We start from the raw sequence: 15,886 nt of genomic DNA, 5'->3' as shown, positions 1-15,886 counted from the left end.
CCGATAGTTACATAGTGAAGTGATGAAGATGGAAATAGAAAAACTGATCGATCAGCTGAACGCAATAAACCCAAATGACGACTCGCTCTATGACGTGGATTCTATTATAGAGCTGATATACAAACTGGATACCAGTGAAGCGAAAAAAGCTATTGACCCTTTGCTTAGAATATTCGAGAGATTGGATGAAGATCATTACGATGGGGTTTTATGGTCCATAATCCATGGCATAGAAGGCCTAAAAGAATACGAAGAAGATCTCATAAAATCGGTCAACAGGTGCCCGAATGAATATAATCTATTGATGATAAATAGAATCCTGAATTCGGGACAGGGATCCTATAAATCGACGGACTACCTTTCGCTATTGAAAGAGCTGAATACAAACAACAAACTATCGCCTTTTCTAAAAGAAGAAATCAAAGGATATATAGATAGGCATTCAAAGCCGTAAATGGGTCGAGTCAGTACATATGTGATGGAATAAGGCAGTTATAAAATGTTGTTGTGCACTGTACAACATAAGTAGTCGATTTTCGTTATTTTTAACGTAACATTTATAAAAAGCATAATGACGAAAGAAGCAATTTTAGAGTTAGAGAATAGGCTTTATAGTGCTATTAAGGAATGTGACCTACAGGCTCTTGATGAACTGCTGCACCAAGATTTGCTTTTTGTCTCTCCCACTGGTGAGGTAATAACCAAAGAAATCGATCTAAAAACATATCGAGATGGCCTACTAAAAGTTGTCGAACTACTGCCCATGATTGATGATTTACATATTATCGATGATACGGCTATCGTTACACTAACCATGGCGTTGAAAGGATATTATAATGGACAGCTATTTGAAGCTAAATACCGCTATATCCGATTTTGGAAGCATACTACTGAAGGAATTAAAGTAATTGGTGGAAGTGGAACCCAAATCGCAATTTAAGTCGGTTTGTTACAAACAGAAGGAAATCAGGCTGCAATATCTTCCTGCCATCTCACTGTACGGAATAGCGTAGGAAGCTACTTTGTATTATAAGCATGCTCTCCCCCTCATACCCCTGATCTACAAAGGAATACTCACTATCGTGCTGTAAGATGAGGAGTCTATTAAGCGAGCTCCCTTTAGTTGGAAAAGACTGGCTATGGAGTTGTTTAATCAAAAAATGCGTATTCAAAAAAGATAGAAGCTTGTCATTTTCTGTTAGATTAGCAAATAAATCAATAACACACAAACATGATCGAGACCGATAAAATTTTAATAAGCGAAAATCCCCAAAGTGTGTATACGCTGGAACTCAAAGACGGAAAACCTTTTAATGGTTATGAAGTAACATCAGAAAAATTAGTAGGTGAATTCCCCTTTGTAAACTACTACGAAAACGGTGAACTAAAGCTAAAATATGCGGTAGATTTTATCGCAAAAGATCAATACGAAACTCCAATAGAATATACGCTAAAAACCACCTATACAAACGGTGCTGTTGTAACAGGAAATGCATACCGCTACTCGAAGATCGGATTTTTACTTACAGACCATTACCTACACGGACAAAAAATCGGATTGACGGTGGATATGTTTGCAATGCACTATTTCAACCGTGTCACTTTTAAGTTGGAACAGGATCAACTCGTAATCAGAAGCTTTGATAGTAAGGATGAGGTAAAAATCTATGTAAAAGATGGATGGGCGGTAGCTGATTACTACATAAATGGAGAATTGATACAACAAGCTCCTCCTATGTTACTCAGGGTCGAAGAAGGTAAACCAGAGTCAACCTCTGTATTCTATTACGATTCAAACAAACAGCTCTGCCAATATAATATGCTACCGAATCTGGAACGTAGTCCTTGTTCGGACCATGAACTACTATCGCAATTCTATGCACAGTTCTCTTTTGAATATTTGGGAGGCGTCGAAAATCTGCTGCAACTGATCGATCTCTATTTCAGTAACGCCACGGAAGATACGGAAGAACCTATAGAATCTATATTCGAACACCTGACCATACCGTATACGCAGGATACCATGCTGGGATATATACGTTTTGATCAGGCAGGAAAGCCTCATAACGCAGTGCTAGTACGTAATACAGACCATGAAAAATACAGAGAGTTTACAGCTGTAAACCAAGAGATAACAGACTCGGCCATCGTCAGGCAGCTGCTAGAGGTTCTAAAAGAAGACTGTGGCCATTAGTTTAAAAGATTGCATTTGAGAGACTGTGGAGTCCTCCCAAATGCAGTTTATCATTTCATTGGATCTGGGTAAGACAACTTGGTACCAAGTTTGTTGCATGACCCTACGAATCTGGTTCATCTAAGATCATCACTATAATAGGAATATGAAAATTGCTTTAACTACTGCATGTTTATTATTAAGCTTGGCATTCGCGCCAAGACTACAGGCACAAAATCGCCTTTTCGGTCCTTCGATCAGTTACCAATACCAAAAGGGAAATATCCTAAAAACTGGTATTTATTATGCTTCGGATATCAGTTCGAAAAATATCCTGAAAATAGATGCAACGGCTAACTTTACCTGGATACAGCACAAATCGACAGTAATTCCTGAAGTAGCGGCGACTTATTATTCGGATATGTATATATTGGGCCTACTTGGCAGAGCGGAATTTACGCCCTATACGATAACTCCAAAGGTTGGTTTTACTATATTAACGCTGGTTGAATTGGATTTTGGTTACGGATTTCCAATTTCAGACAAGACAAACTACCGCCCGATAAAAGGGTTTGCCACCTCTTTACGTTTTAATATACCGATCAACAAACCACTATAGTCTCTCTAAAGAACGGATGCTGTGAATATGAATTAAAAAAAGAGGTAAGGAAATGGCGTATCAAGAGTTTCTTCCTATGAAGGCGTTACAAGATTATATCCAATATTTTTGGGTATTGGAAGATCATACAGCTAACGCTGAGAAGACATTTTTTAGGGTAATCCCGGATGGAGTACCTGCATTGATATACCAGGAAGGACCATCTCTTTTTTATGACAACAAAGGTTTGGCTCTCCCACAACTATATATCTATGGCCAATCGTCTCAATATATAGAAAATAGCGTATCAGGATATTTTAGGATTATCGGAGTCTATCTGCAGCCTACCGCGTTGAAAGCTATTTTTAATATGGATGCTTTTGAACTGAGCAATCAAAATATCCCTTTAGAATATCTTGTTTCAGAAAAGATCCTTGAACAGTTACTGAATGTGGAATCTATAGGTGAAAAGATAGGGCTTATATCCGATTTCTTGCTAAACCGAATACAAGGGTCCGAAATCAATCGAAAAAAAGCAGAATTTGCATGTGTTCTTCTTCAAAAAGGCACGCCATTGAAAGACATACAAAGCGAAATGGCCCTCTCCGAGCGGTCATTGGAAAGATTGATAAAGCAATATGTGGGTATGTCTCCCAAAATGTTTTCGAGAATTATGCGCTTTCAATCTGGTCTAGATATTTTACGGAAATCAAAATTGGATAGCCTGACCACTATCACTTATGAGAATGGCTATTTTGACCAATCGCATTATATCAGAGAGTTTAAGGAGTTTACCGGGACAACGCCAAAGGCCTTTTTGCATCATACGGATGAAACGTTGATAAATTTCCCTAAATGGAATTTATAGATTTTCTGCTGGCCTAAATATTTGTCGGTTTTATCCAATTCTATTAAAATCGCTGTTTCTAATTTTGTGCTAATATTCATAAATCAGTAAAAAAATGAGAACAGAAGAAAATCAAAAAGTAATAAGACTTAACCCAGAGCATGTCCCTGCGCCTGTCGGTCGCTATTCGCACGTCACGATAATCCCTAAAAATGCTGATCTATATACTTTTTCAGGTCAGATCGGCATTGATTGTAATGGCACTATCCCTAATTCAATAAATGAACAAGTAACCTATACCTTTGCTAATATCGAAGAGATTTTGAAAAGTCAAGGCTTGTCTACAGATGATGTGATCAAAGTGAATATCTGGGCTACGGAGGAAATAGATTGGGAATTTATGGATACAAAATGGGATGCGTTCTTTGGAAAGATATATCCTTCAATGACTATTGCTTATGTAACAGCTTTAGGACTTCCAGAGCTTAAGATAGAAATCGAAATCTGGGCTGCAAAGCGTTAAGCCGCGTATACTCCTGCAAAGTGGTCTCTGCCCAGAGTCCGAGTGTACACCGACTTGCTTGAAGCAGGGCTTATCTCGTCGACAAAAAAACACTATTATCGGGGATAGCTACGGTATACTACTTTGAGTATCTTTACCCCTGCTATACATTCACTGAATAACAATTCTCATGTATGTAGGGGTATAACGAAAGATGGAAAGACAAGGTTACGCTATTATGAAGAAGATTTTTGTGTTCTCTCTCGTGGGGGCTATGTTACTGGCAGGTACCAACTGCGCCCGTAAAGAAAGAAAAAGCTCCGGTTTCCCTGACTATCTAAAAAACAGCAATTGGCTTATTAATAGCGGGGAACTGATAACTCTGAATGGAGAAACGACTTATTCTCTATTGCCAAAATCAGATACTGCAACGATCTACAACTTTCATGCGGTTAGCTTTATGGCTGACGGGCAATTCAAAAGCTATGATTCCTGGGAATGTGGAAATGATTGTTTCACTGAAACATACGGTAGGTATTATTTTACTGATACGAACGAGGTAAAAATGGAACTGGATAGTATCACGAGGTCAGGAACCTGCGCCATGGCTACCGAAATATTCAGTCCATCGGCAATGATGTCTTTCAACATCGTAAAACAGGGCGAACAGCTGGAACTGATTAGAAAAAAACGATAACCTTGTACATTCTTTAATGCTAACTTTACACTTATGTTCAACCTATTCAAGAAGAATAACGCTTTTCCTAAAGAAACTGAAGCAGGAAATATCTATATCAAGGATGACCATCTTTTTTATGAGGACCATGCGCATGAGGAAAGTGTTGATTTAACACTATTAAAATATGCCTATGTTGAAGTCCTGGCTGGAAAGCCCTACCTCTTCTTATTCGACTACAGGCAACATTATATTCCGGTCGGCCAGCAGGGCTTTTCCAAAATCTATCCCGTACTGACAGAACGCTTTGGATTTGACGATGCTTTATTCTACAAAACCATAGCAAGCAAAAAGGAACAGAAATATCGTATCTGGATTGCTAAAAGAACGGAAAACTATACAATATCAACAGAAACTCGTACGGACTATGTAAAAGGGTTTGAAGTGCTGTCGACTCCCCCTGTATTTATATCTTGGGACACCACCTATGAAGAGCTTCTGAAGCTCAATATCGGCCATCTGTATCAATCGGAGTTTGAAACGAGCTACTTCAGGTTCGACTATCCTATTCGGATAGGTTCATTGATGATTGATATTCTAGAGTTTTATTATGATACGAACGAGCGTCAAAACATTGGTGTTCAATCCTATTTCACAACCTTATATGCAGAGTCCAATACGGACAAAAGCTATTACGATTTGCGGAAACTCTGGCTGGACCAAATTCCTACGGCTATCGATGATGCGGGGTATGAACGTGACGATCAGAAATATTTGACCTTTGACTTAGGAGGCATAAGCTTGTCCATATGCTATACCTACGATGTGGAAAGTCAATACGATGATGGGGGAACATCGCTGATGATCAATAACCATAGGGACTATGCAAATGCTATTTTGTCCGACAAACTAGCGTTGGATCCACAAACTACCCAGATATTGCAGTTGAAGACGTTACTCGGTTTTCAGCCTGATTATAGAAACAATGCCCATGTCATTGGACTCCCGCTTCTGTTGGAAAAAAAGGCTAAACATCAGCAAGCTGCTTGGCTGGCAGATGACAATACTTTCGGCTTTACGGGAGATCAATATGCAATTCTATTCGACCGCGAAGATGTACATAAAATTATTATACAAAATGTGCTGCCAGCAAAAGGTGGTGGATATGTGGAATTGTCTGTATGGTTAAAATCAGAGAATTTGATTACTATTTACTATGGAGAACAAGGTGCATTGGACGAGTATGTACAACCGCTACAAGAGCTTCTGGGAGTTGAAGTAGAAACACCTGAACCTTATTATAACTGCTAGGTCGCTCACCCCAATACAAAAAGATAATCATTGGTTTAACGTAGAAGCCTCTTTCACTGGCACCTGGAATGGAATTTTAAGAATATCAGGACTTCATCTATTATTACTCCTATATTAGAGGGTGTTGAAACAGGTATATCAATGATAACAAAAACGAATATGAAATTATATCCTACTATCGAAGAGGTGTTTGAAGAACCATCGGATTTTTTGAAAACTGTCTTTTTCCCACTGTTGACCATAGACCTCGCTGCAATGAACAAAGGGGAAGGTAAAGTTCATTTTCTAACGGTGTGGGGAAATGGTAATCCGGAATTGGACTTTAAAGACGACCTATTCAACTATGATTACATCAAATTTGACTGGACAGGCGAAAAATACAAATTTTGGGGAGACTTAAGTGCGATAGAAACCTATGCTTCGCTAAACGAATGGTATCAGGAAGCAGAGCAGGAATATCTTGAAAACAAAACGGATTATCTCACCTATAAACCATGGGAAGAAGTCAAAAGCAGCCATCTGGCTCTACAAAATAAACGTCGAAAAAAAGTCTCTTTTGACTATTACCATTATGTAAATGGGCTCATAAACTACTGGATAACGAGAGATAAATATGTAGAGACAGGTAAATTTGTACAAGGAGGGGCTTATACTGATGACGACTCTGATCACGAAAGAAAAATCTATGAAAAACTGAGCAATACGGGGATTACGACACGTAGCAATGAACTAATCGGTAAAGTAACCGGATACAATTACAGTGGATTTGGAGAGGATGAGATCAGCCTCTATATTGACCGAAAACAAAATCAGGTTTTCCAAAAATTTAGCTGGTCGTAACGAAGAGCAATAATTTCTGTAAACACGTTCTGATTTCTGCACTCTACATCAATTGTAGTGTCCATCCCGTTGGATAACGGCCAAGAGCAGGTATACGAAGTGCTATTATGAACACACCTTCGTTGTATACCTCATTGGTCGTTACCAGAAATACGCTCTATTTCAGCTCAACAGAAGTATCAAAAGAAATATTACGTTCAACCAAAATAGGATGCTCGTTTTAAGAGACAGCGGATTAATGTGGTTATTAGTAGGCATAAACAAGTAAAATATAAAAGTGTTTTTCATAGTCTCCCCTCTCTGCTTACCTATCAAACAGTCAAAACTTGCTCCTAATTTTAATCTCGTTTCTGGATCCCTCGGATATGGCTTTCCTATCGCAGCGTCCCTACACGATGATGAGTTATGGAAACAACTCTCTCAATCTCATAAATAACAGAAAGGGTGAGTCCGCTTTAACCAATAATACCAGAAAACAAGTCGTTTGTCCAGTATATCGTAGGTAGATATTAAGGCGATACTCGGACTAATAACAATCTAAGGTTTGATTTGTTTTAATTATTTATAAAAAAAGGAAGATTGTATTTTCAATCTTCCTTTTTTTATAAATATCGAGGCTAAAATCGAGGGATTGTGCCACTCCTACTTAATCAAAATAATGGCTAAATATCATTATTATCAAAATATGGAGTCAAGAACTCGTGATAATAATCGGAAAAGCTATCTGCTATTTTCTCTATTTCTCCCGTACTCTGATAATAATAAAGGACTACGGGATTCTCTCCATTGATTACGACTGAGCTATCTAAACACATGGGCTCGTTATCGTCAAAATCCCTTTGTATAACGATTAGATGATCAGGAAGCTTATGCGGACACCAGTCTTCTTTGTAATAAATCGTATCATCATAGCAGCCGCTTAGAGGCTCATCCTTGGAAATGGATGATATATATAGATCTGCTAAACCTCCACCTCCTGTTTGAAGAATAAAATCCCGAAATGATCCCGAGATATTAACGCCTAAAGCAGTTTCGAGCGTTTGAATAGCTGCATTATCAGAAGCTCCAATCCAACTGATATCTAAGCTATCGTCTACTTCGGCCAATTGATTGACGCGTTCTACTATTTTGGATATCCTTAAATTACTCATATCGAATTAGTATTATTTTTCAATATTTAATATCTATTTTAGATGTTGTTCGTTAAGCTCAAAATTGGTTATTTTTTATTTTTTGTCAAAGCTGTTTGTGTCTACCTGCCATCTATTTCTATTTTACCCCCTCTACAAAACGACTACAGGAACTATATTCACTGATTGTAGGGATATAACTTATGGCACAAACATTCTAATTTTACCGTTCTTAAAAGCTCATGAAGAATAATGAAAGATTATCAACTACAAATAGAACGTATCAAAGATAAGCTGGTCAGCGCCAAAGCTTCCGACAACGATTTCAAGGTCTTTGGGGCCGATGCTCATCAATATCAATTGAATCCTCCGATTCCGCTTGAGGTGGTACAAGAGTTTGAACGTACACATAATGTCATTATACCTTTAGCTTACAAACTATTTGTCACTCAAGTAGGCAATGGAGGTTCTTCATACAACGGCTCAGGAGCTGGCCCTTTTTATGGACTCTATAGCTTTGGAGAATATTTTTCAATCTCCTATAATGATTATGCGGACACACAGATTCAAGCCTCCACAAAGATTTATCCCGGAATGCCTATTGAGGAATGGCAAAAGGAAGTGGATTATATGGACCAAGCGGGAGATAATGACAGTGAGTTTGAGCAACGTGAAGCTGCGCTCTGGGGAGGTATTTTTATTTTGGGTACCCAAGGCTGTACATTCCATCACGCACTGATCCTAAATGGTCCGCACATGGGAAGGGTCGTTAATATTGATGATGGTGACCGACAAATGCCTCAGTTTTCATTTGAAGAGGACTTTCTGGACTGGTACGAGCGCTGGTTGGATGATGTTATCGAGGGTAACCTTTCTGATCGAAACTCGGGTTCTTTTGGTTATCAGATGGGGGGCAAGGAGGAAAATCTACTCCTATTATTCCAAAGCGCTAGTGATATTATAACCAAACAAGATGCGCTACATGGCTTACTATTCAAAAAGAAGTTAACTGACTATAGCCTGTCCCAACTTCAATTGGGCTTTACAAACCAACCTGAAGTAGTCCAAGACCTATTAGTGGAGCTGTTCTTGACGAATGACTACAAAATGGCTTTCAGCTATCTGGAAACATTGTTCCAAACCAATATCAATCGTGCCGTCAAGCTAATCCATTGGTATGCCAAAGAGCATAAAATGGACTGGCTATCTCACGTGAAGAGCAGCCTGCATGAAACTATGGATGAAGAAACTTTTCGGTTTGCCTCCTATATCTTACGGGATGATCCTAAACAGGACTTTGAAGTACTAAAACCTTTCGTAAATCATGAAAACGGGAACATTAGATCACAGGCATTCTATACTTTCAGTGTTTTGGAAGATAAGACCCATTACGAAGAGGAATTTCTGATCGGCCTAAATGAAGCTAACAAAAGTGAAATCATTACCGTGTTACAGTCTCTTGGGGATTTCAAAACTAAAGCTATCCTTAAAAAACTACAGGAACTTGTCTATAAATTTCCTTACATGGTACAGGAACCGGATGAAGATGGCACGGTATATTTTTCAGCGGATACAGACGACTTAGTTTATATCACTTCCAATCTCGAACGTGTGCTAGATAAATATGGTCTAGACCACGAAACCGTTAAAGCGATCGATCTGGAAAATTTTGAAATAAAGTAACCATAATATGAATATAGCAATAACTGCACTGAACGAGCTCGAAGAAGAGCTTCATATAGATTATCCTGAGACCTATAAAAAACTGTACGTAAATGGTATGTTGGACTCAGGTGAAACGGGCATTGACTGGCTAGAACGGACATTTCCAAAGTTAAAACTGAACCCTCCACTACTACTTTTTGCTGAGGATATTGAGATCTGGGATCCCGTAACTTATAAGGCAGGTATCGCAGAAATTATGAACCGTGAAGTATATGATATCGCCTCTAAATATCGATTTGTCCCTATCGGAAAAAATGGAGGTGGAGATCTCTATGTATTGCAGTATGACCTACAGAATGGGGAGAATATTCCAGTCACTTTCTTTCCTCATGATGACTGTATGGCAGAGGTTTTAGCGAACAACATCCAAGACTTTATATTTCGTCAACTGTTGGAAGCTATTCGTGAAATAGATGATTACGCTCTATTTTATGAGGAGGAAGAAAAGAATATAAAAACGAATCTTAGTAATCAATTGCGCACACATCGTCCTTATCTCACTGTTGGACAAATAGCGATTTTAGAGGAAATTTATACCCGCAATATATTCGCTTACACATACAAGCTCCCCAACGGAAGTGAGGAGGAAGTAAAGGGACTAGCTACATTTGGAGAAGTTGAAGAAATCTTAAAGCGTGAAATAGGATTTGCACATCTGAATAAACAATTCGACTACACCGCTTAATATGGCGCAGCTCCGTGAGATGATGAAATATCACGGTATTTTTTCCAACAAAACGGGATCGCACGCCGTTGAAGTCTATCATAACTTTGACAACTTCTACATGCAGATCGGCCGGTTTAAATTTAGTGGATTTGATTTAGATAGTTTTGAACTGGATAAACATGAATCGGCACAACAGGAAATATTCTGCTGTGCCGACTATGAGATCCGTGATAAAACGGTTGGGTATAGAGGAACGGTATTACCTTAAAACTGTCCCTTCACCCCCAATTGTATTGGCAAATAATCCAAGTCTTATTCGGGACTCCAGCCTGGGTTCTGTTTTAAGTTTTTATTTAAACGTAATTGATTTTCTGGAATTGGATTCAAATAATCTCTTCCTGAAACAAAACCGTAACCTTGTGGCAATGCGTTTTTGAACGGATCCAAAAAGCCAGCATTATCAACGGGGAATGGGTTTTGAGTAATCTGACTAGCAAGGAATCCTTTTGGTCTTTTACCCATAATCAATTCATCAGCTGCAGCCCAACGCGCGATATCATCCCATCGGAAACCTTCTCCGACCAATTCTACTCTACGCTCTCTTCTAATCTCATTGATTGCCGGAGATAACAACGGATAATCCCATTTGCTATCCATCGCTATATTGCCTATATCCAAGTGAGGCATACCTACGCGGTCACGAAGCAGATTAATCGTGCGGTTGATATCTGTCTGAGAGAGCACACCCAGCTCGGCCTTAGCCTCAGCATAATTCAATAATACCTCAGCATAACGAAACAGGATTGACGGTGTTTCCTCATATTGCTGTACATGATAGATAAGCTGTGGATCATAGCCTTTTTGTATCACATAGCCTGTTGGCGCATTGAGGTCTGCATTTTTGTTTAACGTATTATAAATCTCAGACCATTTTTGTGTCGTGCCATTCGCTGCTATTTTCCATATTTGATCCCTAGTGGCCACCGTTTGATTAAGGCGCGGATCTCGGTCGGTAAATTCATGAGCAATATCCGTATACCCTTGAAAAAGCGGATTACCAGTTATAGACTTACCATCAGTACACAGATAACTATCCACCATCTGTTTAGTCAAAGATTTGCCTAATGGTTGTGACATTCTAAAATTCCGGTCATTAGTAAAGGAACCGTCTCCACGAGAAAGCTGATTATCATACTTGCGCCAGTACAACACCTCGTTATTAGTCGTGTAATCCCTTCTGTTGAATAAATTCTTGTAATCTTCGGCTGGGTTTCCTGTTTTATATACACTATATATTCCCGCGCCCATTACCAGTTCGCTCGCTGCTACCGCTTGTTGAAGATACTTATCCGGATCAGCATTAAGAGCCGCAAATTTGTCATCTTTGTGGTACTTTTGCCAAGTACCTTCATATAAGGCAACACGGCTTTTCATCAATAAAGCGATCCACTTATTGACACGACTATATCCATTGGTACGCTCTGCGGTTAGATACATCGCAGCGGTGTCCAAACAACCAATAATACGATCTGCAACAAGAGCTCTAGGAGTACGTGGATTGTAAAGTTCCGGCGAACTAGTCCCCAAATCTTTATCCAACCACTGAATATCTCCATAAGCTTTCAGTAAATTGAAATAGCTTACTGCTTTAAAATAATAAGCTTCGCCAACATACTGCTGGTAAGTTTTGAAATCATATTTACCCTCTATTCGCTTGTGATTGACTAAAAAATAGTTTAAGGCTCTAATCTGACTGAAATCAATATTTCCAACGGCTGGAACCACTCGTGTTCCCTGCAAACGAAGATCTACAGTAGCTCCTACCATATTATCACTGTCATAGTCATTACCATGGTTCTGATATTTTGGAAAATTATTTGCCGTATAAAATTGGTTCATATATATTTCTAGATCCAACGGCTTCTCGAAATACATTTCTGAAGGGACTTCGTCCAAAGGCTTTCGGTCCAAAAAGCTGTCGTTGCAGGAAACCTGTATTAAAGAACAGGCCAATAGCAAACTGGATATTTTGATAATATTCTTCATAATTTTGCTTATTTCAATGTTACGTTAAGACCAAAAGACACAATCTTGTTCATTGGATAAATCACACCATTGGTAAGGTATCCACCTTCTCTTGAATCTGAGGCTATTGCAGTCTCAGGATCGAATACTTTTGGTAATTTAGAGAATGTCAATAGGTTCTCCCCTGAAAAATAGACCCGTGCTCTACTGAACAACTTACCCCCAATCTCATTGGGTAAAGTATAGCCCACCTGAACATTTTTCAAGCGGATATAAGAAGCATTCAAGAGATATCGAGTCTGTGTCAGCCTATTCTTTTCTGTTTCGGCCGTAAAATAAGGCTTCGGCAAATAGGCATCGGTATTAGGTCCAAGTATGTTGGTTTCATCTGCTGGACGCCAGTAGTCCAACGCAGGAGAATTCTTATATAATCCAGAGTTAGCCCAAGCATTCGTCATCCCCCAAAATAATGGTGTAGAAGATTGCGGTGCAAAATCCCGCTTAGCCACTCCTTGCCAGAACATACTAAAATCTATCCCTTTCCAGCTTGCTCCTGCGCTGATACCGATATTATATCTTGGTGTGGTATTCCCTATCACCTTGAAATCACCAGGATCGCCTACCGTTCCTTTACCATCATTAATCACACCGTCTCCATTTTGATCCACATATCTAATATCGCCAGGTCCCCAATTTGCATGGTATCTCTTTTGATCAGGAATCTTTTCATCCACACTCTGGATGATACCTCCTGTCTCCAACCCCCAAATCTCACCATGGCTTTTTCCGGAGTACCATTTCGTAAATATTTTATCTTCATTTAAATATTCTAATATCTTAGTCCTACTATCTCCTAATGCTAGTTTGAAATTATAGGATAGCCCATTAGACAACTTATCATTCCAGCCAATCACCATCTCGAATCCTTTCGTAGATAGCTTGGCATTGTTGGTAAATGGTGTTGCAGCCCCTAGTACATAAGGCAATTCTATTGCATCTCCAAGCATCTTATCAGTAATGCGGTTATACCAATCAAACTTGAAATCCAGTTTAGAATTCAACATCTGTAAATCAACTCCTGCATTCAACGTGGTAATAGTCTCCCATGTAATATTATCGCTTATCAATTCTGGAGCTCCACCATATTGTGGTCGTGATGAGTTAATAATCCAATTCAGATCTGTACGGATAGGAATCCTTGAAACATACTTATTGATTGGCACGTTTTGATTACCCAATGAACCGTAAGAAACCCTCACCTTAAAATCATTGATATAAGGTTTGATAGTAGACCAATAATCCTCTTTGGACAGTACATAACCTACTGAGGCGGAAGGAAAGAAGTCAAATCGGTTATCTTTTGGAAAACGAGATGATCCGTTATAGCGGGCAGCCACCTCGACAAGATACTTTTCCTGGAAATTATAGTTCAAACGACCGAATGCACCTCGCGTAGCCCAATGATTCATCTTGTCCGAAGACGTGATACCTCCGAGAGAAGTTACAATGGAAGGATTATCATCTACAACAGGAGAGACACCTGTAGTAGTCAATCCTGTATATAAATTCTCTTCCTGCTCAAAGCCCATTAATATTTTAAAATAATGATCACTCAACTGCTTTTCATAGGAACTGACCACATTGAATACCTTATAAACTTCTTCAGAATACCCTGAAGTGTACGATGCGTTAGGTTTGCCAATATTACCAAATGCTCCTGTACCCAGTTCGACCATAACAGGCTTAGGGTTTGAAGTTGATTTGACGTTTCGAATATTATAACTGTAAGTGGCAATTGTTTTCCATCCCTTTATCGGTTCAAGTTCTAAATTTAAATTGGCTAAGAAATCTGCCTTTTTACTTTTATCTCTTCCCGAATCCTGTAACAAGCGCACCAAAGGGCTCTGCACTGTACCATTGATATTATAATGAGGCATCATGGGAGCAAACATCAACATCTCCCGAAAGGTATGTTCACGACCTACTGTGGTCTCGCCCATTGGAAAGTCGGTAGACGAAGTCGCCCACTTCAAATTGGATCCAATTTTCAACCAGTCCGTCACTTCAGTAGATACGTTGGACATTAGGTTATAACGTTTAAAATCATCGTGTCCAAAGGCATACGTGCCATTCTGTTTACTATATCCAGAGGAAAGAAAGTACTGTGTACGCTGACTACCTCCTGTAACATTGAGATTATGTTTTTGACTGAAAGCATTTTTTCCCATCAATAGGTGCGGCCAATCGTTGTTTGCATTTCCATTACGTCTTCCGGCCCAGATATTATCGATCGGATGCTCTGGGTCATACTCATATGGAAAAGTACCATCTAAGTATCCTTTAATACGCTGCATTTGTTCATCACTATATACCGGTGTCAAACCTGCATTAGCGTTGGCCTGGTTAAAGGCTGTAGCCCATGTATAGGAGTCTATAAAACTGGGTAAGCGCAAAGGAGAAGATAAGGATAGGTTATTGCTATAATCTAACTTGACACCCTCTTGTCTGGATCCCCTTTTGGTTGTAATCAAAATCACACCAAATGGAGCTCTTGATCCATATACTGCTGCTGCAGATGCGTCTTTTAATACAGAAATGTTTTCTACGGTCTCAGGGTCAATCGCTCCTAGATCCATTTCGACTCCATCGACCAGTACCAACGGGCTGGCATTGCCGTTAATGGATCCAACTCCCCGGATATTCATAGCGCTGGAGGCTCCTGGTTCGCCTCCTCTCATGCCCATATTTACATTCACATTGGGTGAGGCACCTTTGATCAGATCAGCAACATTGTTAGCTGGTCTATCTTTTAATTGAGCGCTTGAAATTACGTCTACCGATGCGGTAAGGTTCGATTTTTTTTGTGTACCATATCCTACTACGACAACCTCATCGAGGCTTTCGGCGGTTTCATCCAAGCTGACATTTACCTGGTTTCTACCGGAAAGACTAACTTCTTTCGAAGCATAGCCCACAAAAGTAAATTGGAGCGTCTCATTTAAAGAGGCTACTTCAATCTTAAAGCTTCCTTGTTTGTCCGTCTGTGCATTAGATTTGCTACCAACGACGCTGACGGTTACTCCAGAGAGTGCAGCTCCCTGACTGCTCTTGACCGTTCCGGTTACGGATTTTTTGTCCTGTGCATTTGCCACTGCTCCATAAAATAGAAGAACAGTAAAAAGCATAATGGTTCGAATTTTCATCATAATGTATGCTGTGTTTAAGTGGTGGTTATTCGTTTCATAATTTATTTTACCTGAATGTAACATCCCAACAAGATTCAATCATATGACCTGAACATCGTTGTTCGATCAAACTCGTGAACGTTACCGAAAAATTAGCATTTTAGATTAAAATAACTAGCTCAAATCTTGAAGGCTCTATTACAAGCT

15 protein-coding genes are annotated in these 15,886 nt (G+C 39.3%); 12 read left to right on the top strand and 3 right to left on the bottom strand.

Going from position 1 to position 15,886, the window contains the following annotated elements:
- Positions 1 to 22: 22 nt before the first annotated feature.
- From CLV99_RS21000 to CLV99_RS20960, 9 genes are all read left to right on the top strand, one after another.
- Positions 23 to 454 carry a hypothetical protein gene (locus CLV99_RS21000; RefSeq protein WP_133586474.1) on the top strand — a complete coding sequence of 144 codons (432 nt, stop codon included), beginning with the start codon at positions 23 to 25 and terminating at the stop codon, positions 452 to 454.
- A gap of 117 nt (positions 455 to 571) precedes the next feature.
- Positions 572 to 940: a nuclear transport factor 2 family protein gene (locus CLV99_RS20995; protein ID WP_133586473.1), complete on the top strand. Its 369-nt coding sequence runs from the start codon at positions 572 to 574 to the stop codon at positions 938 to 940.
- A gap of 291 nt (positions 941 to 1,231) precedes the next feature.
- Entirely contained in the window at positions 1,232 to 2,194 is a 963-nt protein-coding gene (locus CLV99_RS20990) for a hypothetical protein (protein ID WP_133586472.1), read from the top strand.
- Positions 2,195 to 2,339: 145 nt separating this feature from the next.
- Complete coding sequence (locus CLV99_RS20985) at positions 2,340 to 2,792, top strand: hypothetical protein (RefSeq protein WP_133586471.1); 453 nt, start codon at positions 2,340 to 2,342, stop codon at positions 2,790 to 2,792.
- Positions 2,793 to 2,844: 52 nt separating this feature from the next.
- Entirely contained in the window at positions 2,845 to 3,639 is a 795-nt protein-coding gene (locus tag CLV99_RS20980; RefSeq protein ID WP_133586470.1) for an AraC family transcriptional regulator, read from the top strand.
- A 94-nt stretch (positions 3,640 to 3,733) separates the two neighbouring features.
- On the top strand, positions 3,734 to 4,141 hold the full coding sequence (locus tag CLV99_RS20975; protein WP_133586469.1) for a RidA family protein: 408 nt from the start codon (positions 3,734 to 3,736) through the stop codon (positions 4,139 to 4,141).
- A 217-nt stretch (positions 4,142 to 4,358) separates the two neighbouring features.
- Positions 4,359 to 4,817 carry a hypothetical protein gene (locus tag CLV99_RS20970; protein WP_246032821.1) on the top strand — a complete coding sequence of 153 codons (459 nt, stop codon included), beginning with the start codon at positions 4,359 to 4,361 and terminating at the stop codon, positions 4,815 to 4,817.
- A 33-nt stretch (positions 4,818 to 4,850) separates the two neighbouring features.
- Positions 4,851 to 6,107 (top strand): hypothetical protein, encoded by a 1,257-nt coding sequence (locus CLV99_RS20965; protein WP_133586467.1) that lies wholly within the window; start codon positions 4,851 to 4,853, stop codon positions 6,105 to 6,107.
- A gap of 159 nt (positions 6,108 to 6,266) precedes the next feature.
- Positions 6,267 to 6,947 carry a hypothetical protein gene (locus CLV99_RS20960; protein ID WP_133586466.1) on the top strand — a complete coding sequence of 227 codons (681 nt, stop codon included), beginning with the start codon at positions 6,267 to 6,269 and terminating at the stop codon, positions 6,945 to 6,947.
- Positions 6,948 to 7,609: 662 nt separating this feature from the next.
- Here the strand turns inward: CLV99_RS20960 and CLV99_RS20955 are convergent.
- Complete coding sequence (locus tag CLV99_RS20955) at positions 7,610 to 8,098, bottom strand: SMI1/KNR4 family protein (RefSeq protein WP_133586465.1); 489 nt, start codon at positions 8,096 to 8,098, stop codon at positions 7,610 to 7,612.
- A gap of 231 nt (positions 8,099 to 8,329) precedes the next feature.
- Between CLV99_RS20955 and CLV99_RS20950 the strand changes: the two genes are divergently transcribed.
- Genes CLV99_RS20950 through CLV99_RS20940 form a run of 3 tightly spaced genes read left to right on the top strand, consistent with a single transcriptional unit; the run spans position 8,330 to position 10,737 of the window.
- Positions 8,330 to 9,760, top strand: coding sequence for an SMI1/KNR4 family protein (locus CLV99_RS20950; protein ID WP_133586464.1), 1,431 nt, complete (start codon positions 8,330 to 8,332; stop codon positions 9,758 to 9,760).
- A 7-nt stretch (positions 9,761 to 9,767) separates the two neighbouring features.
- On the top strand, positions 9,768 to 10,487 hold the full coding sequence (locus CLV99_RS20945) for an SMI1/KNR4 family protein (RefSeq protein WP_211348601.1): 720 nt from the start codon (positions 9,768 to 9,770) through the stop codon (positions 10,485 to 10,487).
- A 1-nt stretch (position 10,488) separates the two neighbouring features.
- Positions 10,489 to 10,737 (top strand): hypothetical protein, encoded by a 249-nt coding sequence (locus CLV99_RS20940; RefSeq protein ID WP_133586463.1) that lies wholly within the window; start codon positions 10,489 to 10,491, stop codon positions 10,735 to 10,737.
- Between the two features lie 44 nt (positions 10,738 to 10,781).
- Here CLV99_RS20940 and CLV99_RS20935 read toward each other — a convergent pair whose 3' ends face one another.
- Positions 10,782 to 12,515 (bottom strand): RagB/SusD family nutrient uptake outer membrane protein, encoded by a 1,734-nt coding sequence (locus CLV99_RS20935; RefSeq protein ID WP_133586462.1) that lies wholly within the window; start codon positions 12,513 to 12,515, stop codon positions 10,782 to 10,784.
- Between the two features lie 8 nt (positions 12,516 to 12,523).
- On the bottom strand, positions 12,524 to 15,700 hold the full coding sequence (locus CLV99_RS20930) for a SusC/RagA family TonB-linked outer membrane protein (protein ID WP_211348599.1): 3,177 nt from the start codon (positions 15,698 to 15,700) through the stop codon (positions 12,524 to 12,526).
- Between the last annotated feature and the right edge of the window lie 186 nt (positions 15,701 to 15,886).

Origin of the sequence: Sphingobacterium yanglingense (genome assembly GCF_004363245.1) — a bacterium.
GTDB lineage: Bacteria > Bacteroidota > Bacteroidia > Sphingobacteriales > Sphingobacteriaceae > Sphingobacterium > Sphingobacterium yanglingense.
Note: the sequence above shows the minus strand (reverse complement) of the source record. Positions and strands in the feature narration are given on the sequence as shown.

Coding starts and splice junctions, on each gene's coding strand:
- CLV99_RS21000 (WP_133586474.1), top strand. CDS start 23: ATGAAGATGGAAATAGAAAAACTGATCGATCAGCTGAACGCAATAAAC.
- CLV99_RS20960 (WP_133586466.1), top strand. CDS start 6,267: ATGAAATTATATCCTACTATCGAAGAGGTGTTTGAAGAACCATCGGAT.
- CLV99_RS20965 (WP_133586467.1), top strand. CDS start 4,851: ATGTTCAACCTATTCAAGAAGAATAACGCTTTTCCTAAAGAAACTGAA.
- CLV99_RS20995 (WP_133586473.1), top strand. CDS start 572: ATGACGAAAGAAGCAATTTTAGAGTTAGAGAATAGGCTTTATAGTGCT.
- CLV99_RS20940 (WP_133586463.1), top strand. CDS start 10,489: ATGGCGCAGCTCCGTGAGATGATGAAATATCACGGTATTTTTTCCAAC.
- CLV99_RS20990 (WP_133586472.1), top strand. CDS start 1,232: ATGATCGAGACCGATAAAATTTTAATAAGCGAAAATCCCCAAAGTGTG.
- CLV99_RS20935 (WP_133586462.1), bottom strand. CDS start 12,515: ATGAAGAATATTATCAAAATATCCAGTTTGCTATTGGCCTGTTCTTTA.
- CLV99_RS20945 (WP_211348601.1), top strand. CDS start 9,768: ATGAATATAGCAATAACTGCACTGAACGAGCTCGAAGAAGAGCTTCAT.
- CLV99_RS20930 (WP_211348599.1), bottom strand. CDS start 15,700: ATGATGAAAATTCGAACCATTATGCTTTTTACTGTTCTTCTATTTTAT.
- CLV99_RS20975 (WP_133586469.1), top strand. CDS start 3,734: ATGAGAACAGAAGAAAATCAAAAAGTAATAAGACTTAACCCAGAGCAT.
- CLV99_RS20955 (WP_133586465.1), bottom strand. CDS start 8,098: ATGAGTAATTTAAGGATATCCAAAATAGTAGAACGCGTCAATCAATTG.
- CLV99_RS20985 (WP_133586471.1), top strand. CDS start 2,340: ATGAAAATTGCTTTAACTACTGCATGTTTATTATTAAGCTTGGCATTC.
- CLV99_RS20980 (WP_133586470.1), top strand. CDS start 2,845: ATGGCGTATCAAGAGTTTCTTCCTATGAAGGCGTTACAAGATTATATC.
- CLV99_RS20970 (WP_246032821.1), top strand. CDS start 4,359: ATGAAGAAGATTTTTGTGTTCTCTCTCGTGGGGGCTATGTTACTGGCA.
- CLV99_RS20950 (WP_133586464.1), top strand. CDS start 8,330: ATGAAAGATTATCAACTACAAATAGAACGTATCAAAGATAAGCTGGTC.